The following is a 14993-nucleotide window of genomic DNA, read 5'->3' as shown; positions in this document are numbered from 1 at the left end:
TATGAAAAAATATTTCGCTTTTTTGCTTTTATGGCATTTTCTAGCATTCTCTCAAAACACAACTCAATCAATAGGTTTTAAAGAAAATAAAGGTCAGATTGTTGATCAAAAAGGAAAATCAAACGCCTCCGTTTTATATTTACTTAATTCCAATGGATTAAATGTTCAATTGAAAAAAAATGGATTTTCATATGATATTTATGAAGTAAAAAAAAATCCTGTCATTCCTTCAGTAACAGCAAAAACATTGCTTTATCATATTCCAAAAAAAGATCAAAAAGAAGAATTTAATCTAGAATATGTTTTTCATAGGGTCGATATTGATTTTGTTAATTCTAATCCTAAAGTTGAATTAATTACGGAACAAAAATCTTCTGATTTTGACAATTATTATAACGTTCCAGACAAACCTGAAGGAGTTTTAGAGGTTCATCAATATAAACAGGTTACCTACAAAAATATTTATCCCAATATTGATGTTGTTTTTACAATTCCTAAGGATTCTCAAAAAACGGTTGAATATAATTTTGTCATTCATCCCAAAGGAAAAATTTCTGATATAAAATTGAAATTTAATGGGGCCAAAACAGATCTAGTTGATAATAAAATCCAAATGAGTGTACGTTTTGGAAAAATGGAAGAAACACTTCCTGCAAGCTGGATTGAAGAAAAAGGGCATAAAAAGATGATTACTATAGGGTATCAAAAATTACAAAATAATGTTTATGGATTTCGTTCTGCAAATTTTTTGATTGGAAAAAAAGTTGTAATCGATCCTGTCCCAACTAGGCTTTGGGGAACATTTTATGGAGATGAAACTGGAAATTCTGGTGCAAATTGGTGGGTAGCTGATTTAACAACTGATTCTCTTGGCAATGCCTATGTTTCAGGATCTACAACATCTCAAAGTCCTTCTTATGCTACTTCTGGAGCACATCAAACAAGCGGAAGTCACCCTTATGTCAATTCAATTACAAATGGCATTTTGTTTAAGTTTGATAAAAATGGGAATAGACTTTGGGGAACCTATTATGCCGGTACACAAGCCATTTATGTTAATGGAGTAAAAACCGATTCTCAAGATAACGTTTTAATTACAGGCTATACATGGTCAGAAACAAACATTAGTACTATCGGATCCTTTCAACCAGATTTAAAAGGGTTTTCAGATGCTTTCTTAGTAAAGTTTAATAGTAATGGAGTAAGACAATGGGGCACTTATTTTGGAGGTGAAGACAGCGATTATGCAACTGCCTTAGATCTCGATAATAATGATAATATTTACATTGTTGGCACAACTTCTAGCAAAACAAACATTGCACAAAATAGCAATTTTCAAAATCAACTTAGCAATTCGACAAATCCATACACAGCACCTACTGATGCATTTATTACAAAATATAATAAAGATGGTAATCTAATCTGGAGTACATATGTTGGGGGCAATGGAAAAGATAATTTTAGTACTATTGTCGTTGCAGATTCTTATCTGGTTGCTGCAGGTGGTAGTGATAGTACCAACAATATGACAACGTCTGGAGTTTTTCAAGAAAAACCAGATCCAACATATCCAGGAGAAGGTTATGTTTGTAAATTCTCATTAGATGGTATAAGAGTATGGGGAAGTTATTATGGTGGTAGTTCTCAAATGGAAAATATTGAATCTGTCGAGATCGATAGTGACGAAAATATTTATATTGGCGGCTATACCTATAGCTCTGATAATATTGCAACACCTGGTACTTTTGAAATCTCAAATTCTAATCTTTACAAAGGTTTTTTATCAAAACTAAATAGTTCTGGGCAAAGGACATGGGGCACTTATGTAGGCGACATTAATATTTCATCTATAATCTTTAAAAATAATTCTCTTTATATTGGAGGTGGAAATATGGATTTTAAAACTGATTATAATCTAACTACTCCGTGTTCTTACAAACCAGATCGCATTAGAACTCATTACGGATATGCAGGCAAATTTACTACAGAAGGCAATTTTATTTGGGGAACATATATTGGCAATGATAACACTTTAAAAATGGCTTTAGATTCTGAAGGTTCTATTTTTTTAGCTGGACTATCAAGTTTCAACGATGATATTGCCGATACAAACTCTTATCAATCTAATATCTTGGGAGATAAAAATTATTTCTTAATGAAATTTAATGAAGACCCTAATATTAAAGCACGAGAAGTATCTTCAAATTCTCCACTATGTCCTAACTCAACTCTAGAACTAAAAGCATCAGGAGGGACTAATTATGCTTGGACGGGTCCAAATGGTTTTACATCAACAGATCAAAATCCAACGATTACCAATACATCATTAGCTAATTCAGGAGAGTATAGTCGCTTAATTACTGGAACTGGTGGCTGTGATGGTACTAAAAAAATTAATGTAGTGATTAGAGATACAGAACCTCCAATTCCTAATTTAGCCACCCTTATCAAAATAACAGGAGATTGCAATACGATTATTAACACAATTCCAACTGCTACTGATACCTGTGCTGGCCAAATTACAGGTACAACTACAAATCCACTTTCTTATAGTTTGCCTGGAACTTACACAATTGTATGGAATTACAATGATGGAAATGGCAACACATCAACTCAAAATCAAACGGTTACAATTACACAACAACCATTACCTAACGCATCTTCTCCACAAACTTTCTGTGTTCAGCAAAATGCAACTTTAACCGACGTTCATATAACGGGGCAAAATATAAAATGGTACAGTAACCTAACTGCAGGAACACTTGTACCAATTACAACTGTAGTTCAGGATAAAGCGACTTATTATGCTTCACAAACTATAAGCGGATGCGAAAGCGAAAGAATTCCTGTCACTATTAACATTCTAAATACTTTAGCCCCAACAGGAAATCCAAAACAATCTTTTTGTACTGGACAAAATCCAACAATTGTAAATCTAGAAATCACTGGAGCCGCAATAAAATGGTATGACACATCTACAAATGGCTCTTTACTGCCAGAAACTACCACTCTACAAAACGGACAAACCTATTACGCTTCTCAAACAGAAAACAATTGCGAAAGTTCGAGATTTGGTATCACTGTTTCAATCGTTAATACCCCTTCTGTTCCAAATGCAAATACAGAACAGACATTTTGCAAAAAAGAAAATAAGACTCTTAACGACATTCAAATCACAGGCCAAAACATAAAATGGTTCGATACTAATTTTTCCGCTTCTCCTATATCAAATACAGCATTATTGGAAGATAATAGAACATATTATGCTTCACAAACTGTTGGTTGCGAAAGTGATAGAGTACCAATTCTAGTCCACGTTTATGACACTGCCTTACCAACCGGTAATAGTAGTCAGCAATTCTGTATTGACCAAATTGCTACTTTAGAGAACCTTAATATAAAAGGAACAGATTTAAAATGGTACGATTCTGCAACTAATGGAAGTCTTTTGTCTGAAACTAATTTATTAGAAACCAGAATATACTATGCAACACAAACAGTAAATAACTGCGAAAGTGAAAGATTTGCTGTATCAGTAAAAATTCAGGATACTTCAATTCCATTTTCAGATTCGCCACAATCATTTTGCATTCAAAAAAATGCCAAAATCAGTAATATTGCTATAGATGGTCAAAATATAAAATGGTACGAAAGCACTTCATCAAATAATCCCTTATCAGAATCAACTTCTCTTGAAGATGGAATAACTTACTATGCTTCTCAAACAATCAGCGGCTGCGAAAGTGACAGAATTCCTGTAACGGTAGATATTCTTGGAGCTACAATATCAGAATGCATTCATTTTGTTGAAGAACTTCCTTATCCAAAATTCTTTACTCCAAATGGTGATGGCCACAATGATACTTGGACAATCGATCCTAATTATTTGGCTCCTAATTCATCTATTAGAATATTTGATCGCTACGGAAAACTCATAAAAGAACTAAGATTAAATACTTCTTGGGACGGAAATTACTTAGGAAATCAAGAACCTTCTTCAGATTATTGGTTTACGGTTACAAGATTTAATGGAAAAGAATTTAGAGGACACTTTTCTTTAAAAAGGTAATTTTAACTCTAATAAAAAAAGGTTCGTATTTAAAATACGAACCTTTTTTTATTAAGACCTCATGACATAGTCTATCAACAATTCTGTCAGGGCAACTATTACTTTTATCATAATTAATAAATCTATAAACTTCCATTCTTTTTCAAGCTTCTATACTTTAAGTAAGAATAAACAATAGGAATTATAGCTATACCAAATACAATTGTCAAAAATACTTTAGAAAAGGCAGAACTTTCAAAAATTAAGCTTCCGACAATGATAATAAAACCAGCGATAAACCAAAGCTTTCCAGCAAATAAATGCGTTTTTTTCCAGACTTCTTGATTCTCTAGTGTCCAAGGTGTTTTTATTCCAATAAAATAATTTGGTTGAATTACTTTAAAATAATTGCCCAAAATCACGAATAAAGCTCCAACTAAAACAAAGATAAAACTCGGAATAGAAATAGATTGGCTCTTGGTGCTATAAATAATAAACAAAGCCAAAATTGACATAAAAAGAACCAAAACAAATTTAAGCTGATATAGCTTTCCTCCCATCAAGGACATCTTTTTCTTTGGGTCAATCTTTGAAATGACGGACATAATTAAATAAGTAAAAACAGGAAGTATAAAAAGCATTCCAATCAAAGTAAATTTATTTCCCCAACCATCTATTTCTCCTTTAGAATTCCAATGAATAGGTACTATTTCTGGCAGACTATTCCAAACTGTGCCTAAATAAATAAAAGGGATCAAAACAATTCCAATTAGAGGAAGCTCTTTTTTAAATTCTAGTTTCATTTTTTATTTTTTAAAGGTTAGTATCCATTGCAGAACATCTTCCATTATGGTGGTATTGATGGAGTAAATGATGAACTGTCCATTTTTCTCAAACGTAATTAAATCGGCTCGTTTTAAAATATCTAAATGATGAGAAATACTTGGTTTTGAAATATTAAAAACATCTGCAATTTCACCTGCCGACATATCTTTTTCTTTCAAAAGATCCAAAATCTCTCTTCTAGTTGCATCATTTAATGCTTTAAAAATATCATTCATTACATTTATATATTTAGACAAATATCTAAATACTTTTTAAACAAACAAAAAAAAGCAGTAATTTTTTACATTACTGCTTCCAAATATTTTTAAAAAGAGATTCTTAAAATTTATGTTCGTCTTTGCTAATAACCATAAACGAAACTAAAGATATCAATGCTGCGGCAGTTAAATAATAGCCAACATAACTCACACTATATGTAGAAGCTAGATAAATTGCAATCATAGGCGCAAAAGCAGCTCCTAGAATTCCTGCCATATTGAAAGTCAACGAAGCACCAGAATAACGAACATTCGTTGGAAATAATTCAGATAAAAAAGTTCCCAAAGGCCCATATGTAAAACCCATTAACGACATCCCGATGCAAGCAAAAATGGCTACTTGCGTAATATTTCCAATACTTAAAAAATAAGAAAAGAAGAATCCGAAAATAGCAATAGCCGCTGTCGCTACGATAAGCATTTTACGTCGACCTATTTTATCTGCCACAACAGCCGAAACTGGAATGAAAAGAGCAAAAAACAATACAGAGAATAATTGAATCAATAATCCGTCTCTTTTAACGATTCCTAAATCTGAAGTTGCCCAACTTAGTGTAAATACTGTCATTAAATAGAAAACCAAGAATGTTGTGATTGCTTGCAAATGTTCCAAAAATCAATTGATTTTTATATGATTTTACCAAAGTCAAGAACGGAACTTTTACTTCTTCTTCATGTTTTTTAGCATTTTCAAACGAAGGTGTTTCTGTAATTTTAGTTCTAATGTAAAAACCAATTATTACCAAAAATGCACTAGCAATAAAAGGAATTCTCCAACCATAATTCATAAAATCTTCGTTGCTCATGGAATCTGTTAACAGGAGAAAAGTTCCTCCCGAAAGCAACAATCCTATTGGAGCACCTAATTGTGGAAACATTCCGTACCACGCACGTTTATTTGGCGGTGCATTTTCTATCGCCAATAAAACAGCTCCTCCCCATTCTCCTCCTAAACCTACACCTTGTCCGAATCGGCAAAGCATTAATAATAAAGGTGCTTGCTACGCCAATACTTGCATAACTTGGTAAAAATCCGATTGTAACTGTCGAAATTCCCATTGTCAATAAAGTCGCTACAAGAGTAAACTTACGCCCGATCTTATCTCCATAATGTCCAAAAAAAGCAGACCCTAACGGACGAGATAAAAAAGCAATAGAAAAAGTCGCTAAAGATTCAAGAGTCGCCATTGTCGAATCTGAACTAGGAAAAAATAATTGCGGAAAAACCAATACAGCTGCATTGGCATAAATATAAAAATCAAAAAATTCGATTGTGGTACCAATAAGGCTTCCAAAGAGAACGTGTTTTAAAGAGTTCTTTTTATTTGGGTTAGTTTTCATGTAAAACGGATATAACTTTTTTTTTGATTACAAAAATATAGTTTCATTATTAATAATTCATCTTTAGAAGAATTAGTTTTAAAACACTTCTCGTTTTTTAACAAATTTCATGTGTTTTCCATTTAAAAACAACGTGTTTTAATCAAACATAAAAACTTGATTTTACGTATTTTTAAATAAAAATCAAAAATCAAATCTTAAGCATTCGTTAAAAGCGTTTTTAACTGTATATTTTCATTAAATTTACAGCTGTCAAAAATAAACTTAAAATTATGCCTACCGACTGTATCAGCTTTCAATCTTCTGGATATTTCTCTAAACTAATGCAAGATTACTTAGATCAAAAACCAGAGTTAAAACCGCTGTACAATAATTTCCCAAGCCTAGAAAATTTCGAAAAACAAATAGCCGAAAAATCGGCGAATTTTGACCATAACAACAGAACAGCATTGGTTGCAACTCTGCAAAAACAATATCAAAATATTGAAGCATCAGATTTAACCAAACAGAATATTTCGCTTTTAGCACTCGAAAACACATTTACAATTACAACTGGACATCAGCTCAATCTATTTAGCGGACCACTGTATTTTTTATATAAAATTATTTCTACGATTAATTTAACCAAAGAATTAAAGTCGAAATATCCTTCGCACAATTTTGTTCCAGTTTATTGGATGGCTACTGAAGATCATGATTTTGAAGAAATCAATTATTTCAATTTTAAAGGAAAAAAAATCCGTTGGAATGCTGAAAGCACTGGTCCAGTCGGAAGATTATCAACCGAAGGCTTAGAAGAATTATTTGAAGTTTATTCTCTAGAATTAGGCTCAAGTACTAATGCAAACGCACTTAAAAAGCTTTTTAAAGATGCTTATTTAAAACATGAAAATCTAGCCGATGCGACTCGCTATTTAGCAAATGCACTTTTTGCAAGTTACGGCTTAGTAATTATAGATGCAGACGATGCCGATTTAAAACGCGCTTTTGTTCCGTATGTAAAAGAAGAATTAGAAAATCAGACTTCATTTAAAGAAGTTCAAAAGTCTATTGAAGAACTTTCTGCTTATACCGTTCAAGTAAATCCGCGTGAGATTAATTTATTTTATATTGAAGATAAGCTTCGCGAAAGAATTATTTTTGAAAATGATAAATATTTGGTTAACAACACTAAAATCTCATTTTCTAAAGATGAAATATTTAAATTGTTAGAAAGCAATCCTGAAAAGTTCAGTCCAAACGTAATCATGCGTCCTTTATATCAGGAAATCATTCTCCCAAATCTTTGCTACATAGGCGGAGGCGGAGAAATTGCTTATTGGCTAGAATTAAAAGCTTTCTTTGAAGCTGTAAATATTACTTTTCCAATACTATTAGTTCGAAATTCAGTTCTTTTAGCAACCGAAAAACAAGTTAAAAAAGCAGATAATTTAAATTTAACTTGGAAAGATTTATTCAGTAAATCTGAAAGCTTGGTTAACGAAATTACACATAAACTTTCTCCATTTCCAATTGATTTAACTCCGCAAAAAGAAGCACTTGAAAAACAGTTTGCCTATCTTTTTGAATTGGCTGAAAAAACAGACAAATCTTTCTCTGGTGCCGTAAAAGCACAAGAAGTAAAACAAAAGAAAGGTTTAGAAAATCTAGAAAAACGTTTATTAAAAGCACAAAAAAGAAAACTGGCAGATCAATTGGAGCGAGTTACAGATTTGCAATGCGAATTGTTTCCAAACAATAGTCTTCAGGAACGTCAAGCTAATTTTTCTGAATTTTATTTAGAAAAAGGAGAGCAATTAATTCCGCTTTTAATTCAGAAATTAAAGCCATTAGAACATAATTTTGACATCATAATAATCTAAAATAATTATCTTTAGAAACTATAAAGTAATGATTTAGGAACAAATAACCAGCACATTTCCTAAATCATTACTCTCTCAAACCAAATAGAATTATATTTTATAACCTATTAACTAGCTAACCTAATGGTAAGAGAACGCCTAATTTCGCTTGATGTCTTTCGCGGACTGACAATTCTATTGATGACTATTGTAAACAATCCCGGTGATTGGGGAAATGTTTATCCGCCACTTTTACATTCGCAATGGAATGGCTGTACACCAACTGATCTTGTATTTCCGTTTTTCATTTTCATAATGGGAGTTGCAGTTCCTCTTGCAATGCCAGAGAAAAAATACGATGAAACGACATTCAACAAAATCCTGATTCGTTCCTTAAGAATGTTCTGTCTAGGGATTTTCTTTAATTTCTTTGGAAAAATTCAATTGTTTGGTTTAGACGGAATCCCGCTTCTAATAGGACGTCTAATCATTACTTTTGCTGTTGGCTATGCATTAATGGGCAATTTCAGCACACGACTAAAAAATATTTTTGCATTTGGGATATTGGCTATTTATTTCATTTTAGCTTATGGCGGATTTGAAAGCTATCAAGACGTTCGCCTTCCAGGGGTTCTACAGCGTATTGCCGTCGTATATTTTGTGGTTTCACTTTTGTATTTAAAGACATCTCGAAAAACTCAAATTATTACAGGAGCTTTTTTACTTTTAGGATATTGGGCAGTAATGACTTTAATTCCTGTTCCAGGATTTGGAGAAGCTAATTTAGACCAAGGCACAAATTTGGCCGCGTGGATTGACAGCGTTTTCTTAAAAGGACATATGTATCACGAAACCAAAACTTGGGATCCAGAGGGAATTTTAAGCACATTACCATCAATTGTTAATGGAATAATAGGTTTGTTTATCGGACAAATTTTATTGCTTTCTGTAACCAAAATTCAGAAAGCACAAAGAATGGGTACGATAGGAACTTCACTTATTTTCTTTGGCCTAATCTGGGATTTGGTTTTTCCAATAAACAAATCAATCTGGACAAGCAGTTATGTTTTATACACCACAGGATTGGCAATTGTCTGCTTAACTATTTTGTATTACATCATAGACATTAAAGAATACAAAAAAGGTTTCAAATTATTCATTATTTGGGGAGTAAATCCTATGATAGTTTTCTTTGCTTCGCAGATTATTCCTCAAGCTTTGATAATGATTAGTTTTCAGCATCCGTTACTTCCAGGCGACCAAATCAACCTTCTAAATTATCTATACCGTTTCGGAATTGCACCATTTTTTAGTAATGCAATGACTGCATCTTTAGCAGGCGCATTAACATATGTTGGAATCTGGACATTTATATTATGGATATTCTACAAGAACAAACTTATTTTTAAAGTATAATGCTTAAAAAACCATATTAAAGACGCACAATAAAGCGTCTTTTTTATTTCAAAAAATAATTTTTCAGCATTTCTTGCTCAAAACATCATTCCAGCATGTTTAAATTATGAATTTATTAAAATCAATTCATAAAAAAAGTATACTTTTGCACAAAATTTAATAAAACATAAAATGGCAACAAATAGAACTTTTACAATGATTAAACCAGATGCTGTTGCAAATGGACACATCGGGAATATCTTAGCAATGATCACTAATGGTGGTTTCAAAATCGTTTCATTAAAATTAACTCAATTAACTGTAGCTGATGCTAAAGCATTCTACGCAGTTCACGCAGAAAGACCTTTCTACGGAGAATTAGTTGAATTCATGTCTCGTGGACCAATTGTTGCCGCTATTTTAGAAAAAGACAACGCAGTAGAAGATTTCAGAACTTTAATTGGAGCTACAAATCCAGCTGAAGCTGCTGAAGGAACTATTCGTAAAGCATACGCTACTTCAATCGGAGAAAATGCAGTTCACGGATCTGACAGCGACGAAAATGCCGCAATCGAAAGCGCATTCCACTTTGCAGGAAGAGAGCAATTCTAATAATATTAGATTGTAGATATTAGATTGCTGAATCTAACTATCACTAATAAAAAAATCCATTCGCTAAGCGAATGGATTTTTTTATATGGAAAAATCTAAAATCTAAAATCTAAAATCTAAAATCTAAAATCTAAAATCTAAAATCAGCGAAGCACAACATCCTTCACCACCTCACGTCCAAGTTCTTCATTAATCATTTTTACGATTTTATATTTTCCGTGAGTTAATTCTTCGCGCAAAACAGAAGAACCTAATTCTACATAAAGCGTACTTCCTTTTAGAACAACATTCCGAGTATAGGTGTTTACACCGCTTCCCATAAGATTTTTCCAAGCGTCGCGAACATCAATTTGATCCATCCCTGGCTGCAATTTGTTCACTTGAATAATTTGCTGTAAAACAGCACTAATAGTACTTTCGTTATTTAGTCTTTTCGCCATCGTTCAAAAGGTTTACTGGTCCAGCTTTTTTATAATGATATTCTATTTTTTGTGAGTTTTTAACCACTAATTCATCATCAGAAAGAGAGATAATTTCCTCGCTCCATTTTGCATATTTCGTTTTATAATCTAAGAAAACCTGTTCTCCAGCAAAACGCACCGAAACATTCTCAAAAGTATCTGTTGTCAAAAATGTACCGTCAAATTGCGGCATCACTTTAGTACGGACACCTTTATTATTCTTAATTTGAAAAAAGTCAAAAGTCTCATTCATTTTATACTCCTTCTCTTCGCCCTTCTCAAAAATCACTTTTTCAATTTCCCAATAGCCATTCAATTTAGCAATATCTGCAGGTTTTACTTCCTGTTTACAGCTCACAAACAAAAGTGAACAAAACAAAACTATAAAAGTGTTTTTCATAAATAAAGTTATTAAATTTTATTCTTTTTTCTCGAAATGAAGTCTAAGAATTAGGAGCCATTTACTCCATACAGTTTACTACTGCATATATGCTATCGTCCATTATTTCTTTTGTCTTTTAAAGAAAAAAGCAAAAAGATGTCTGCCTTATCAAAGCAAGGATTCCTGCTTTCAGAAGAAATTTTTTCTTGGACTACAAAGATAGTCTTATAATCATCAAAAGAAACAAAAAATCGAAAACACATTCAACTATTTTTCAAAGCAGACAGCATAAAAAAAGTCTTCAAATAGAAACGTCTAAACGAATCCTATTTAAAGACTCAATAAATTTTCAATTATATTTATCGATTAGAACGTATTCTTTTAAGAACTCCCAAAAAGAATAAAACTATTCCTAAAACTAGTAAAACATAATATATTGAAAGATTTTTATCCTTTAAGACATTTGCCAGAACAAAAGATAGTACACTAGCAAAATAAAACGTTAAAGCAGATATATTTTTCATTAATTAATTATTTAAAGAAGCTGTCAACAAATTCATATTTATTAAAGACTTGCAAATCCTCAATTCCTTCACCAACACCAATATATTTTACAGGAATTTGAAATTGATCTGAAATACCAATTACAACACCGCCTTTTGCAGTTCCATCTAATTTAGTCACAGCTAATGAAGTAACTTCTGTCGCAGCAGTAAATTGTTTTGCTTGTTCAAAAGCATTCTGACCCGTAGAACCATCCAAAACTAAAAGCACATCATGAGGCGCATCAGCAACTACTTTTTGCATTACACGTTTTACTTTTGTTAGCTCGTTCATTAAATTGATTTTATTATGAAGACGTCCAGCAGTATCAATAATAACAACATCGGCATTTTGAGCAACTGCAGATTGCAAAGTATCAAAAGCAACAGAAGCTGGATCGCTTCCCATATTTTGTCTTACAATTGGCACATCTACTCTATCTGCCCACACTTGCAATTGATCAATTGCTTCGCGACACGAAAAGTATCAGCTGCACCTAAAACTACCTTATGTCCTGCTTTTTTAAATTGATAAGCCAATTTACCAATTGTTGTCGTTTTACCTACTCCATTTACTCCAACAACCATTAAAACGTAAGGCTTTTTATCTTTTGGGATTTCAAATTCTGTTGCTTCACCCGTATTTGTTTCAGATAATAAAGCACCTATTTCATCGCGAAGAATTTGATTTAACTCTTCTGTTCCTAGATATTTGTCTTCAGCAACACGCTTTTCAATTCTTGTGATAATTTTTAAAGTAGTATTTACCCCAACATCAGAAGCCACAAGAACTTCTTCCAGATCATCTAAAACATCATCATCAACTTTAGATTTACCTGCAACGGCTTTACTTAACTTTGAAAAAAAGTAGTTTTTGTTTTTTCAAGACCTTTGTCTAAAGTCTCCTTTTTTTCGGTAGAGAATAATTTTTTAAAAAAACTCATTTTTTGTAGATTATTTAGATTTATTAGATTTCTTGATTTTTACGCAAGAAATCCAAATCTTTAAAGAAAGCGCAATTGTTTTTCAAAAAAAGGCCAATTGTTACGATTCTTTAAATTTTTAGACAAATATAGGTAATAAAAAAGCTACTTCCGAAATGAAAGTAGCTTTTCTATATAATGTAATTGTAATTATTTCTTTTTCAAGAATTCATCAACTTCTTCAGGAGCCATAATAGATTCTACGAATGTATATGCACCAGTTTTAGGAGATTTCACCATTTTGATGGCTTTTGACAATCTCTTAGAAGCTGTTTGTAACGATGCTACGGTTTTCTTTGCCATGATTCAAATGTTATTTGAAGTTTTTCATAAAACTCGAAATGGCTAAACCATTTGAGATTTATAAAAATCTCTAATTATTACTTAATTTCTTTGTGAACAGTTACTCTTTTCAAAACTGGATTAAATTTTTTAATCTCTAATCTGTCTGGAGTATTTTTTTTGTTCTTAGTTGTAATATATCTAGAAGTTCCTGCAACACCAGAAGCTTTGTGCTCAGTACATTCTAAAATTACCTGGATTCTATTACCTTTCTTTGCCATCTTGCTATATATTTATTTAGGAAAAGATTATTTGATAAATCCTTCTGACTGCGCTTTTTTCAAAACTGCAGTGATTCCATTTTTATTAATTGTTTTTATCGTAGATGCTTGCTACTCTAAGAGTAATCCATCTATCTTCTTCTGGAAGATAAAAACGCTTTTTAACTAAGTTTACAGAAAACTTTCTCTTAGTTTTGTTCATAGCGTGAGAAACGTTATTTCCTACCATCGCTCTTTTACCTGTAAGGTCACAAACTCTTGACATTATACTTATCTTTTATCGTTATTCAAAATCAGGGTGCAAAGAAAAGAAAAATAAACCATTGTAGCAAAAAATTATTGCACAAATTTTAAAATTTCTTTCTGCAAAATTTCTAAACTCTTGACAGATGCCCTATCTATCACTTTTTCACGAGGTTGTCCGAAGTTAAATTCTTCCACAATTACCCCGTTTGGAGTTGCCAAAGCAATAAAAACAGCACCTATTTCGGCATCAGAATCTCCTTTTGAAGGCCCTGCATTGCCTGTCGTTGCTAGCGCATAATCGGTTTTCAGCAAATCTTTCACGCTCAGCGCCATAGCCGAAGCAACCTCAGCACTTACGACCGAGAACTGATCAATCAAATTTTGGGGAATTCCCAAAACATTTACTTTTGCTTCTGTCGCATAAGAAACAACGCTTCCTTTAAAATAGCCCGACGAACCCGGAACAGACGACAGTAGCGAAGCGATTCTTCCTCCTGTACAACTTTCTGCTGTTGAGACAGTTTTACTTTGTTTAGAAAGCAGTTTACCAATTACTGTTTCGATTGTCTCGTTTTCTTCGTAGCCTACAATTATATCATGGATTATAGCATCTAAAGACTGAACATTAGATTCTATTGCTTCTTCCAACTCTTCTTTATTAGTTCCTCTGGCGGTCAAACGCAAACGAACTCGTCCCGGATTTGGCAAATAAGCCAATTTTATAAATTCTGGAAGATTATTCTCCCATTGCTCAATACGTTCTGCAACTAAACTTTCACCTTGACCATAAGTCAAAATAGTTTTATGAATAATATAAGGGCGTTTATATTCACGAACAATTTTTGGAATTATTTCTTCTTCTACCAAATATTTCATTTCGTAAGGAACTCCTGGAAGCGAAATAAAAACGGTATTTTCTTTCTTCATCCACATTCCTGGCGCTGTTCCCACTTTATTATGCAAAACAGTACAAGTTGACGGAACTAAAGCTTGATCTTTGTTTAGCTGAGAAATCGGTCTTTTATAAAAACCTTCTATCAATTCAGTTACATGAGCCAAAACTTTTTGATCCACAACTAACTCATCATTAAAGTATTCACAAAATGTTTTCTTTGTAACATCATCTTTTGTCGGACCTAATCCGCCAGTTACAATTACAACATCTACTCTATTTTGCAATTGAGCAAAAGTATCTAATATATGTTTTTTGTCGTCGCTAATTGACAGCATTTCTGCCACCTCAACTCCAATTCTATCGAGTGATTTAGCAATAAAAGCCGAATTTGTATCTACGATTTGGCCAATTAAGATTTCATCTCCAATAGTAATAATTGCTCGCTTTCATATCAGTGAAATATTTTTGTTGCTTAAATAAATAAGCCAATAATTTATAAGTAGAAAATTTAAATTTTGTCTTTGGAGGAAGGTATTAACGGCTTTTACAAACTATAAGCCTGTTTACAAAATTTAAAAAAT

General features: G+C 32.4%; 14 protein-coding genes and 2 pseudogenes. 4 read left to right on the top strand and 12 right to left on the bottom strand.

Translation table 11 applies throughout. From position 1 onward, the window contains the following. Position 1: 1 nt before the first annotated feature. Positions 2-4069, top strand: coding sequence for a DUF7948 domain-containing protein (locus P5P87_RS22535; protein WP_278020672.1), 4068 nt, complete (start codon positions 2-4; stop codon positions 4067-4069). A gap of 122 nt (positions 4070-4191) precedes the next feature. On the opposite strand, the gene P5P87_RS22530 is transcribed toward P5P87_RS22535, so the two are convergent. The 5 genes from P5P87_RS22530 to P5P87_RS22510 all read right to left on the bottom strand — a co-directional run bounded on the left by P5P87_RS22530 (position 4192) and on the right by P5P87_RS22510 (position 6492). Next, on the bottom strand, positions 4192-4851 hold the full coding sequence (locus tag P5P87_RS22530; protein WP_278020671.1) for an SdpI family protein: 660 nt from the start codon (positions 4849-4851) through the stop codon (positions 4192-4194). 3 nt (positions 4852-4854) lie between these two features. Then, entirely contained in the window at positions 4855-5109 is a 255-nt protein-coding gene (locus P5P87_RS22525; RefSeq protein WP_198858349.1) for an autorepressor SdpR family transcription factor, read from the bottom strand. Between the two features lie 103 nt (positions 5110-5212). After that, the gene (locus tag P5P87_RS22520) at positions 5213-5719 is read right to left on the bottom strand and encodes an MFS transporter (RefSeq protein WP_278020670.1); all 507 of its coding nucleotides are present in this window, start codon (positions 5717-5719) and stop codon (positions 5213-5215) included. Continuing rightward, on the bottom strand, positions 5670-6134 hold the full coding sequence (locus P5P87_RS22515; protein ID WP_278020669.1) for an MFS transporter: 465 nt from the start codon (positions 6132-6134) through the stop codon (positions 5670-5672). Before P5P87_RS22515 ends, P5P87_RS22520 begins: the two co-directional genes overlap by 50 nt. Further along, positions 6046-6492 carry an MFS transporter gene (locus P5P87_RS22510; RefSeq protein WP_278020668.1) on the bottom strand — a complete coding sequence of 149 codons (447 nt, stop codon included), beginning with the start codon at positions 6490-6492 and terminating at the stop codon, positions 6046-6048. Before P5P87_RS22510 ends, P5P87_RS22515 begins: the two co-directional genes overlap by 89 nt. A 272-nt stretch (positions 6493-6764) precedes the next feature. Between P5P87_RS22510 and bshC the strand changes: the two genes are divergently transcribed. From bshC to P5P87_RS22495, 3 genes are all read left to right on the top strand, one after another. Next, entirely contained in the window at positions 6765-8354 is a 1590-nt protein-coding gene (gene bshC, locus P5P87_RS22505; protein ID WP_278020667.1) for a bacillithiol biosynthesis cysteine-adding enzyme BshC, read from the top strand. Between the two features lie 123 nt (positions 8355-8477). Beyond that, positions 8478-9749 (top strand): acyltransferase family protein, encoded by a 1272-nt coding sequence (locus P5P87_RS22500; RefSeq protein WP_278020666.1) that lies wholly within the window; start codon positions 8478-8480, stop codon positions 9747-9749. A gap of 171 nt (positions 9750-9920) precedes the next feature. Beyond that, positions 9921-10340 carry a nucleoside-diphosphate kinase gene (locus P5P87_RS22495; RefSeq protein ID WP_012026941.1) on the top strand — a complete coding sequence of 140 codons (420 nt, stop codon included), beginning with the start codon at positions 9921-9923 and terminating at the stop codon, positions 10338-10340. Positions 10341-10483: 143 nt separating this feature from the next. On the opposite strand, the gene P5P87_RS22490 is transcribed toward P5P87_RS22495, so the two are convergent. From P5P87_RS22490 to P5P87_RS22460, 7 genes and pseudogenes are all read right to left on the bottom strand, one after another. Continuing rightward, complete coding sequence (locus P5P87_RS22490) at positions 10484-10780, bottom strand: DciA family protein (RefSeq protein WP_095931056.1); 297 nt, start codon at positions 10778-10780, stop codon at positions 10484-10486. Next, the gene (locus P5P87_RS22485) at positions 10761-11201 is read right to left on the bottom strand and encodes a lipocalin-like domain-containing protein (RefSeq protein WP_198858345.1); all 441 of its coding nucleotides are present in this window, start codon (positions 11199-11201) and stop codon (positions 10761-10763) included. The genes P5P87_RS22490 and P5P87_RS22485 overlap by 20 nt, the downstream gene beginning before the upstream one ends. A gap of 513 nt (positions 11202-11714) precedes the next feature. Then, positions 11715-12669 (bottom strand): annotated as a pseudogene (ftsY, locus tag P5P87_RS22480) (signal recognition particle-docking protein FtsY). A gap of 189 nt (positions 12670-12858) precedes the next feature. Then, positions 12859-13011 carry a DUF4295 domain-containing protein gene (locus tag P5P87_RS22475; RefSeq protein WP_070261881.1) on the bottom strand — a complete coding sequence of 51 codons (153 nt, stop codon included), beginning with the start codon at positions 13009-13011 and terminating at the stop codon, positions 12859-12861. 77 nt (positions 13012-13088) lie between these two features. After that, entirely contained in the window at positions 13089-13271 is a 183-nt protein-coding gene (gene rpmG, locus P5P87_RS22470) for a 50S ribosomal protein L33 (protein ID WP_011963553.1), read from the bottom strand. A 27-nt stretch (positions 13272-13298) separates the two neighbouring features. Then, a pseudogene (rpmB, locus tag P5P87_RS22465) lies at positions 13299-13536 on the bottom strand (50S ribosomal protein L28). A 71-nt stretch (positions 13537-13607) separates the two neighbouring features. Next, the gene (locus tag P5P87_RS22460) at positions 13608-14849 is read right to left on the bottom strand and encodes a CinA family nicotinamide mononucleotide deamidase-related protein (RefSeq protein WP_278022823.1); all 1242 of its coding nucleotides are present in this window, start codon (positions 14847-14849) and stop codon (positions 13608-13610) included. Between the last annotated feature and the right edge of the window lie 144 nt (positions 14850-14993).

This window comes from Flavobacterium ginsengisoli (assembly GCF_029625315.1).
GTDB lineage: Bacteria > Bacteroidota > Bacteroidia > Flavobacteriales > Flavobacteriaceae > Flavobacterium > Flavobacterium ginsengisoli.
This window is presented reverse-complemented; position numbering and strand designations above follow the sequence as displayed.

Bases quoted from the DNA above. Each gene is read 5' to 3' on its own strand.
- P5P87_RS22520 (WP_278020670.1), bottom strand. From the start codon at position 5,719: ATGACAGTATTTACACTAAGTTGGGCAACTTCAGATTTAGGAATCGTT.
- P5P87_RS22535 (WP_278020672.1), top strand. From the start codon at position 2: ATGAAAAAATATTTCGCTTTTTTGCTTTTATGGCATTTTCTAGCATTC.
- P5P87_RS22495 (WP_012026941.1), top strand. From the start codon at position 9,921: ATGGCAACAAATAGAACTTTTACAATGATTAAACCAGATGCTGTTGCA.
- P5P87_RS22515 (WP_278020669.1), bottom strand. From the start codon at position 6,134: ATGCTTTGCCGATTCGGACAAGGTGTAGGTTTAGGAGGAGAATGGGGA.
- rpmG (WP_011963553.1), bottom strand. From the start codon at position 13,271: ATGGCAAAGAAAGGTAATAGAATCCAGGTAATTTTAGAATGTACTGAG.
- P5P87_RS22530 (WP_278020671.1), bottom strand. From the start codon at position 4,851: ATGAAACTAGAATTTAAAAAAGAGCTTCCTCTAATTGGAATTGTTTTG.
- P5P87_RS22490 (WP_095931056.1), bottom strand. From the start codon at position 10,780: ATGGCGAAAAGACTAAATAACGAAAGTACTATTAGTGCTGTTTTACAG.
- P5P87_RS22525 (WP_198858349.1), bottom strand. From the start codon at position 5,109: ATGAATGATATTTTTAAAGCATTAAATGATGCAACTAGAAGAGAGATT.
- P5P87_RS22475 (WP_070261881.1), bottom strand. From the start codon at position 13,011: ATGGCAAAGAAAACCGTAGCATCGTTACAAACAGCTTCTAAGAGATTG.
- P5P87_RS22485 (WP_198858345.1), bottom strand. From the start codon at position 11,201: ATGAAAAACACTTTTATAGTTTTGTTTTGTTCACTTTTGTTTGTGAGC.
- P5P87_RS22500 (WP_278020666.1), top strand. From the start codon at position 8,478: ATGGTAAGAGAACGCCTAATTTCGCTTGATGTCTTTCGCGGACTGACA.
- P5P87_RS22510 (WP_278020668.1), bottom strand. From the start codon at position 6,492: ATGAAAACTAACCCAAATAAAAAGAACTCTTTAAAACACGTTCTCTTT.
- bshC (WP_278020667.1), top strand. From the start codon at position 6,765: ATGCCTACCGACTGTATCAGCTTTCAATCTTCTGGATATTTCTCTAAA.